The 7285-nt window shown below is 68.1% G+C and carries 7 protein-coding genes and 1 pseudogene; 5 read left to right on the forward strand and 3 right to left on the reverse strand.

Annotation, left to right across the window (positions count from 1 at the left end; genetic code table 11):
• Positions 1 to 700: 700 nt before the first annotated feature.
• A complete protein-coding gene (locus tag ACIRVK_RS44875; protein ID WP_361200011.1) occupies positions 701 to 1078 on the reverse strand; it encodes a MarR family transcriptional regulator in 378 nt (125 codons plus the stop codon).
• 208 nt (positions 1079 to 1286) lie between these two features.
• Here ACIRVK_RS44875 and ACIRVK_RS44880 point away from each other — a divergent pair, with 208 nt between their 5' ends.
• The 4 genes from ACIRVK_RS44880 to ACIRVK_RS44895 all read left to right on the forward strand — a co-directional run bounded on the left by ACIRVK_RS44880 (position 1287) and on the right by ACIRVK_RS44895 (position 4758).
• Complete coding sequence (locus ACIRVK_RS44880) at positions 1287 to 2009, forward strand: SDR family oxidoreductase (protein ID WP_404257852.1); 723 nt, start codon at positions 1287 to 1289, stop codon at positions 2007 to 2009.
• A gap of 66 nt (positions 2010 to 2075) precedes the next feature.
• The gene (locus tag ACIRVK_RS44885; protein WP_404257854.1) at positions 2076 to 2729 is read left to right on the forward strand and encodes a hypothetical protein; all 654 of its coding nucleotides are present in this window, start codon (positions 2076 to 2078) and stop codon (positions 2727 to 2729) included.
• Between the two features lie 17 nt (positions 2730 to 2746).
• Positions 2747 to 3646: an SDR family oxidoreductase gene (locus ACIRVK_RS44890; RefSeq protein WP_404257856.1), complete on the forward strand. Its 900-nt coding sequence runs from the start codon at positions 2747 to 2749 to the stop codon at positions 3644 to 3646.
• 203 nt (positions 3647 to 3849) lie between these two features.
• Entirely contained in the window at positions 3850 to 4758 is a 909-nt protein-coding gene (locus ACIRVK_RS44895; RefSeq protein WP_404257858.1) for a hypothetical protein, read from the forward strand.
• 156 nt (positions 4759 to 4914) lie between these two features.
• Here ACIRVK_RS44895 and ACIRVK_RS44900 read toward each other — a convergent pair whose 3' ends face one another.
• A complete protein-coding gene (locus ACIRVK_RS44900) occupies positions 4915 to 5343 on the reverse strand; it encodes a hypothetical protein (protein ID WP_404257860.1) in 429 nt (142 codons plus the stop codon).
• Positions 5344 to 5633: 290 nt separating this feature from the next.
• Positions 5634 to 6704, reverse strand: a complete 1071-nt coding sequence (locus ACIRVK_RS44905) for an IS110 family transposase (RefSeq protein ID WP_404257862.1) — start codon at positions 6702 to 6704, stop codon at positions 5634 to 5636.
• Between the two features lie 259 nt (positions 6705 to 6963).
• Here ACIRVK_RS44905 and ACIRVK_RS44910 point away from each other — a divergent pair.
• Positions 6964 to 7092: pseudogene (locus ACIRVK_RS44910) on the forward strand (restriction endonuclease); the annotation flags it as partial.
• Between the last annotated feature and the right edge of the window lie 193 nt (positions 7093 to 7285).

Consider the following 7285-nt stretch of genomic DNA (forward strand, 5'->3'; position numbering starts at 1 on the left):
CAGTGGCGGCGGCCAGCGCGGCGGAACGGGCGGTGCGGCGGACACGGTGTGTGGTCATGATGAAAGCTCCCCCATGGTCTGTCAGAACGCGGCACTCCTCAGCTCCGCAGAGCGGCCGGCCGCATCGGCTGTTTCGCTACACCCCATGAGATGACGCCGAGGCAGGCGTCGTTCACCCGGATCTGTCCGCATCCGGTAACAAGCCAACTGGGCACAAACACACCGGTGTTCACGCCGCGCCGTATGGAGCCGACACAAGCAGACGATCACCCCTGCTACGCGCCCTCAAACCGCTGCTCGACGCCCCACGCCGAACGGCTCGCCACAGCTGTCGACGAGGGACTGAGAAGCCATCCGCATTCCGGGCGTGAGCAGGTGTGATCGAACAGGGTTCCTGTTCGGGTGATCGTGACGGTATCGGCGCATGAAGGCAGGACCACCTGGTAGCTCGGCGATTGCGAGTCGACCCGAGCTTCCGGAGGTCCTGTTGTTGCAGTCGTGCGTGAGTGTGTCCGCCGCGTCCAACTCCCGCGTGTCGACCGGCACAATGAGTGTCGCCAATTTCCCTTGGTTCGGTTTCTGCCGCAGCGCCCGGCCGATCGCCTGGACGATCTCGACAGCCGACGGACGCGATGTGGCGGAGGGCCGCCGACGGGCCGGGCAGTGAAGCTGTGGCGGGGCGAGAGGATCGCGAGCGGGCTCATGCCTCGTGGCGCAGGGTGTCCCGTGTCGCGGCAAGGAGGGCCATGAGGGTGTCGAACTGCTGGGGTCCGAGCAGCTCGCGAACCCGGTCCTCGGCGGCGAGTTCACGGGTGACGGCCTCAGCTGAGGCTTCGCGACCGGCACGGGTGGCATGCAGTGCGACCGCGCGGCCTGATCCGACCCGCCGCTCGATGTAGCGGAGCTTTTCCAGCCGGTTAGCGGCCTGGCTGATGGCCTGCTGGCTCTTGCCCAGCCGGTAGGCGATCTCGGTCACGGTCACTCCGGGCTCGGCCACGACCGCGTCGAGCAGGTGACTCAGTGGCAGCGTGAGCGACGTGCCGGCGAGAGCGGCTTCCCCGCGCTGCTCGATCAGCACGCTGACTTCCCGGAGGCGACCACGCAGTAGCCCCGCGAGAGCGGGACCCGTCGGCGTGTCTTCGGTCGGTGTCGGAGTCACGTCCCTCAGTCTACCCGCCCTTTTGTAGACAGGGCCTTGTGTACACAACGCCTTGTGTTACCGTAGGCGTCCTGATCTCCTGCCGAGATCTGCACCGTCCCGAGGGCCTGCAACGGATTGGACGTGCATGATGACTCTGAAGCTGGACCGACACATCGCGATCCTGGGCGGCAGTTCCGGGATCGGCCTGGCGACCTCCCGGCTGGCGGCCGAGCGCGGGGCACGGATCACGCTCGGGGGCCGCGACCAGACGCGCCTGAACGCCGCGGCGGCCCAGACGGGCGCGATGGCCATCCCGGTCGACGCGCAGGACATGTCCTCGGTGGCCGGATTCTTCCGCGCGGCCGGGCCGATCGACGATCTCGTCATCACCCTGACACGCCGCGGCCACCGATCGTCGCGCGCCGCGGATCACCTCGGCCTGGCCGACCTCGCCGGCTCCTTCGCCGGCAAGGCGATCGCCACGTTGCGCGCGGTCGGCGAGTCGCTCGACGCGCTGTCTGAGGACGGCTCGATCACCGTGGCGGGCGGTGTCACCGCGCAGGCCGGCTTCGCCGGCACGGCCGAACCCGCCGCCGTCAACGGTGCCGTGGAGGCCGCGGTCGCGCCGCTGGCGCGGGAACTCGCCCCGCGTCGCGTCAACGCCGTCTCGCCCGGGGTGATCGCGACCGAATGGTGGGACTCGCTGGGCGAGCACCGTGACGCGGCACTTGAGACCTTCGCCCAGCGCACGCCCCTGGGCCGCAACGGCCGCCCGGAGGATGTCGCCTCGGCGATCCTCGCGCTGATCGAAAACCCGTTCATCACCGGTGTGGTGCTGCCCGTCGACGGCGGGATCCGCCTCACCTGAGCTGTCTCACCCGGCACCCGGGAGTGACAGCGGAAAGGAGACGCCACGATGGAAAACAGGATGTCTGTGCACCGGCTCGGGCTCATCACCGGCGACCCACCTGATTCCTCCGAACGAACGCTGACCACACTGCCGTGGGCGGATGCGGCGGTCACGGCGCTAGCTCGCTATCGCCAGCAGCAGCCGGGCGCCGAGGACCTCGCACGGGTCGACGCGTGTCAGACGACCCCCATGGAGATGTTGCGCAATCCACACCTGAAGGTCCGTGCGATCGAAAACGAGCTCGCGCACCTGTTTCGCACCTTCATCGCGAGCCTGGAGAACACCCTCGATGAGGACAGCGCCCGCCAGGTCGCCTACGCGGCCGGACTAGCACACGGGACACGACGCCTGAGCACGTTCCTGCGCGGGCAGGCACTGCCCGGCGGGCCTGAGTCGATGGCCCGGTGGCAGGACACCGCGCACGCCTCGGCCGGCGCGCGGCACACCAGCGCGCTGTTCGCCCGCTACGGCCACGAGGTGGTCGAGGTGACCCGCACCGACGACTCCTTCGGATCCGTCGGCAAGCAGTCACCGACCACCCAGGCGTACTTCGACGGATTCATCGACGGCTACAAGACCGTCGACCCGCGGCTCTCCCACGCCGAAGAGTTCCGCCGCGAGCGCCCGGACGGCGCGACCGAATTCGTCACCCGCTTCCGGTATACACCCGAGACATAACAGACAAGGGCTCACACATGCGCGTATTCGTGACCGGAGCCACCGGGTTCGTCGGATCAGCCACCGTATCGGAGCTGATCAGCGCAGGACACCAGGTGACCGGGCTCAGCCGGTCCGACACCGGCGCCGAGACCCTCACCCGCGCCGGAGCCACGGTCGCCCGCGGCGACGTCACCGACCTGCAACGGCTGCGCAAGGCCGCCTCCGGCGCCGAGGCCATCATCCACACGGCGTTCAACCATGACGCCTCAGCCGACATACGGCAGCAAAGCGAGAACGACCGAAGGGTCATCGCGACCCTCGGCGCGGCGCTACCCAAGAACGCGCCGCTCATCATCACCTCCGGCACCGGCCTGGTGCAGTCCGCCACCGGTGGCCCGGTAACCGAGACCGACCCCCACGCCCCATCGTCGGTATTCCCCCGCGCCGCCTCCGAGGAGGCCGCCGAGGCCCTCATCGAACAAGGCCGCAGCGTCATAGTGATACGGCTGCCCCAGGTACACGACACCCACCGCCAGGGCCGCATCCTGCGCCACATCCAACTGGCCAAACACCATGGCAGCGTCGCCTACATCGGCGACGGCACCAACCGGCTGCCCGCCGCCCACGTCACCGACGTCGCCCGGCTCTACCGGCTGGCGCTGGAAAACGGCCAATGGGGCACCCGATACCACGCCGTGACCCAGCAAGGAGTGACCCTGCGCGCGATCGCCGAGGTACTCGGCACCCAAATGGGACTGCCCATCCAGTCCCTTACCCCCCGCCAGGCACCGGCGTACTTCGGACCGCTACTCCAACTCGCCCAACTGGACCTACCTGCCTCCGGCACCCAAACCCAGCAGCGACTGGACTGGAACCCCACAGGCCCAGATCTGCTCGCCGACCTCCGCAACACCGACTACACCACCATCTCCTGAACGACACGACCGCCAGCACCGCAGGGACGCCGACAACGTGCTCCGGCTCACCCGGATAACGACCGGCCGCTGCGGGGACAAGCGGAAAACTGGACGGCGGGGGAGGACATGGGGTGATCCCTTCCTCCTTCGCTGCCTCCGACGTGTTGTCAGTGGGGAGCGTCACACTGCCTCTTCCCGGTTTCGTACAGGAGGAGCAGACCGTGGCCGTGGTGACTAAGGATGTGGCAGTAGCCGACATGAGACGGCTCGGCAATGCTGAGCCCCTTGAGCCCTATCCAGGCGGCGCACGTAAGCCGTGGAAGTGTCGGTGTCTGAACCAGGGCTGTGGGAAGATCATCTACCCGAATCGGAACAACGTGATGAACGGGCAGGGTGCCTGCAAATACTGTGCGCCCAACGCGCCCGTCGACCCTGTGGCGGCCGCGGCAGCGATGCTCAACCACGGCTTCGTCACCCTTGTTCGGTTCCCCGGTACCGGGAAGCCGTGGCTGTCGAAGTGCACCGCTGCCGGCCACCTGGTGGCTCCTCGTTACGACAACACGACGAGGCGAGGCGGGCGGTGCCGGTTCTGTACCCACCGCGGGCCTGGCGATCCAAAGCAAGCTGTGGCCGACATGAAGGCAGTCGGCTTTACCCCGCTGGAGCCATACCGGAACGTCAGTACGCCGTGGACGTCGCTGTGCAGCGGCTGCGGGACCATCGTGTCCCCCAAACTGAACAACGTACGAACCCGTGGGCGGTGCTGCCCGCGCTGCGCGAAGTACGGGCTTAACCCGGCCGCACCGGCCTGGCTATACATAATGATCCACGTAGTCTTCGGCGCGGTGAAGATCGGCATCACCGGGCGCGAGACGCGCGAGGACCGCATCGCGCGTCTTCAGGGCACGGGGTGGGTTTTGGTGCGCACCCGGCTGTTCGACACAGGCGCGGCTGCCTACCGGATTGAGCAGACTGTCCTGAAGCGGCTGCGTGCTCAGGGCCACGGACCGCACCTGACCGCCGAGCAGATGCCTGCTGGAGGATGGACCGAGACCTTCGACGCCACCGCCGTGACCGCCGATGCGCTGTGTCGTCTGGTCAATGACACCCTGACAGAGCCGCCGGTGTAGACACCAGGGGCTCTTCGTTCACCGACTGCCACGGGAGCGCCAGCGCGTGCCGCACGACACCGGTCCGGTGGCATGTGCCGAGGCTCGATGGTTGTCACCGGCGTAGCCGGAAAGGGGGGCCTTCCCCCAAGGCCGGGTAGTTAGCGTCATCGCAGGTCACGCAGGTGAGGCTGGGGACCATGCTGTTGCGGCGTAGAGGCCGGGGCCGAGTTTGTGGATGAGGCCGCTGGCGGCCCATCGATTCAGTTGTCTGTACATGGTTTCCAGGGTGACATCGCCGAAGTGGGCGGCGATCTCACGGGGTTGCCACAGACGCGTGGGGTCTTCCTGGAGCAGGGCCAGGATGCGGTGTCGGCGCCGCGCGGAAGGGCTGGCGTGTCGGTCGTCCCGGGAGGCCGTGGGCAGCGCGGGTTGCTCCACGGGTTCGATGACGGTGACGTCGAGGCGGGTGACGGTGTGGCTTGTGCCGGGCCGGCCGTCGGCGTGGCGCTCGCTGTAGCGGGACATCGGTGACTTGACCTTGCGGGTGCTGACCCGGTGCCGGCGGGGCGGGAGCAGACCGGTCAGGATCCGACGGCCGATCATCCCGAGGAGAGTGTCCCGATCGGTGTCCGCGCCGCATCCCCACTTCGAGCCGCGTCATCGTGCCCCCGATGTGCATCAGTCAGCCGCATGCGCCCCGAGACGCAGTACCCGGGTGTGGCCCGTCCTGGTGGCCGTGCTCGCCGCGCCCGCGGCGAGCGGCGCCGGATGGCCGTGGCTGCGATCGGCACCGTCTTGCGGTCGGCCAGGACCGCGCGTGGCGGGCTCAGGAGGCGGCCAGGGCACGGGAGTTGTCGATGGCCGAGGTCGACGCGTTGACGCTCCTATAGTTGTCAACTCGCTGCGGAAAGCGGGTTCGGGGCTGGTCGGATGAGGTGGTAGACCTCGCGGATCACGTAGCGTTTGAGGCATCGGATGATCTCGCGTTTCGTCTTGCCCTCGGTGGTCCGGCGGGCGACGTAGTCGATCGTGGGCTGATGGAACTGCATGCGGACGATGACGGTGCGATAGATCGCGGCGTTGAGCTGGCGATGGCCGCCGTGGTTGATGCGGTGCCTGCCGCTGGTCATTCCCGAGCCGGTGGGCACGGGTGCGATGCCCGCGAGTTTGGCGAGTGCGGCCTCGGACTTGATCCGCTCGGGGTTGTCACCGACCACGACCAGGATCTCCGCGGCCGTGTCCACGCCGATGCCGAACGGCTCGAGCAGCTGTGGGGCGGCTCGGTGCACCAGGTCGTCGATCATCTTCGTCAGCTCTTTGGTCTCGTCGTTGAGGTACTGCCAGCGCCTGGCCAGGGTCCGCAGGGCGTGACGGAGGGCGTCCTCGGGCTCGTCGAGTCGGCGGGGCCGCAGGCCGGCCAGCTGCCGAGCCAGGGCGATCTGCGTCTTCCTGGCGGTGTCGTGTCGCAGGTCGTCGGGCGCGTGGACGAGCATCGCCTTCATGGTGACCATGGCGGCCGTGCGCTGTTCGACAGCCTGGTCATGGGCGATCTTGAGCTGGCGGATCATCTCGGCCTCGCCGTCCGCGGTCTTGGGGGTGGCCGTGGCGAATCCGGCGAGCACCGCGCGGGCGGCGTTCTCGGCGTCCAGAGTGTCGGACTTGCCGTTCATCCGGCGTAACCGCCGGTCCGGGCGGCCGGCCTCGACCACCTTGTGGCCGGCCCGGCGCAGGAACGATGTCAGTGTGGCGCCGTAGGAGCCGGTGCCCTCGATACCGAAGGCCAGTACCTTGCCGAACGATGTTGCCCAGTCGAGCAGTTGCTGGAATCCACCGGCGTCCGTGGGGATGGTGAGAGTCGCCAGGATGCCGCTGACGGTGTCCATGACCGCCGCGACGTGGACGTGCTTGTGCGTGTCGACGCCGATCACCACGTGCCCGGACCCGGGCTGTCCGCTGTTGTTCACGATGTTCCTTCCGGCCGCTAGCGTGGGGTGCACGCTGTCGCCGGTCGGACGGACAGGACTGTCACGGGGACGCTTTGACGAGTTGGCTCCAGGCTCCTATCAGGTCACGTCCGGCCGACGGCAGCGCTTGCTGCGTGCCCGGCCGGACGGTCGACAGATCAACGCAAGGACACCCGTGGGGTCGGTCGTAAGCAAGAGTCAGACCGTCACGGCCGGGGCTCCCGAATCCTTGCGGGATCCGGTGCCAACAGACTGACAGTCGTGGCAGGAGTCCGAGACGTACGTCGCCGATCTGTGCCGGAGGGACGGCTGCACGAACGTCGTCGTCAGCGGCAAGAGCGGCGACCTGGGCGCGGACGTCGTCGGCTACCTGGCCGCAGGGTCCCGTCGTTCTCGTGATCGGTCCGGTTGCGGCGTGATGCCGGTCCTGCCTGGCTGACGGGCCTGTGTCAGGCGATGCTGTCGATGTCGCCGAACGCCAGGTCAGATTCCCGCCAGCTTCCGTTGGTGGGGCCCGCGATGCTCGACGGCATGAACCGACTCGAAGGAAACGTCGCCTTGATCACGGGCGGAAGCCGGGG

This window comes from Streptomyces sp. NPDC101152, from assembly GCF_044768275.1.
Taxonomy (GTDB): Bacteria; Actinomycetota; Actinomycetes; order Streptomycetales; family Streptomycetaceae; genus Streptomyces.

Bases quoted from the DNA above. Each gene is read 5' to 3' on its own strand.
- ACIRVK_RS44880 (WP_404257852.1), top strand. From the start codon at position 1,287: ATGATGACTCTGAAGCTGGACCGACACATCGCGATCCTGGGCGGCAGT.
- ACIRVK_RS44890 (WP_404257856.1), top strand. From the start codon at position 2,747: ATGCGCGTATTCGTGACCGGAGCCACCGGGTTCGTCGGATCAGCCACC.
- ACIRVK_RS44900 (WP_404257860.1), bottom strand. From the start codon at position 5,343: ATGATCGGCCGTCGGATCCTGACCGGTCTGCTCCCGCCCCGCCGGCAC.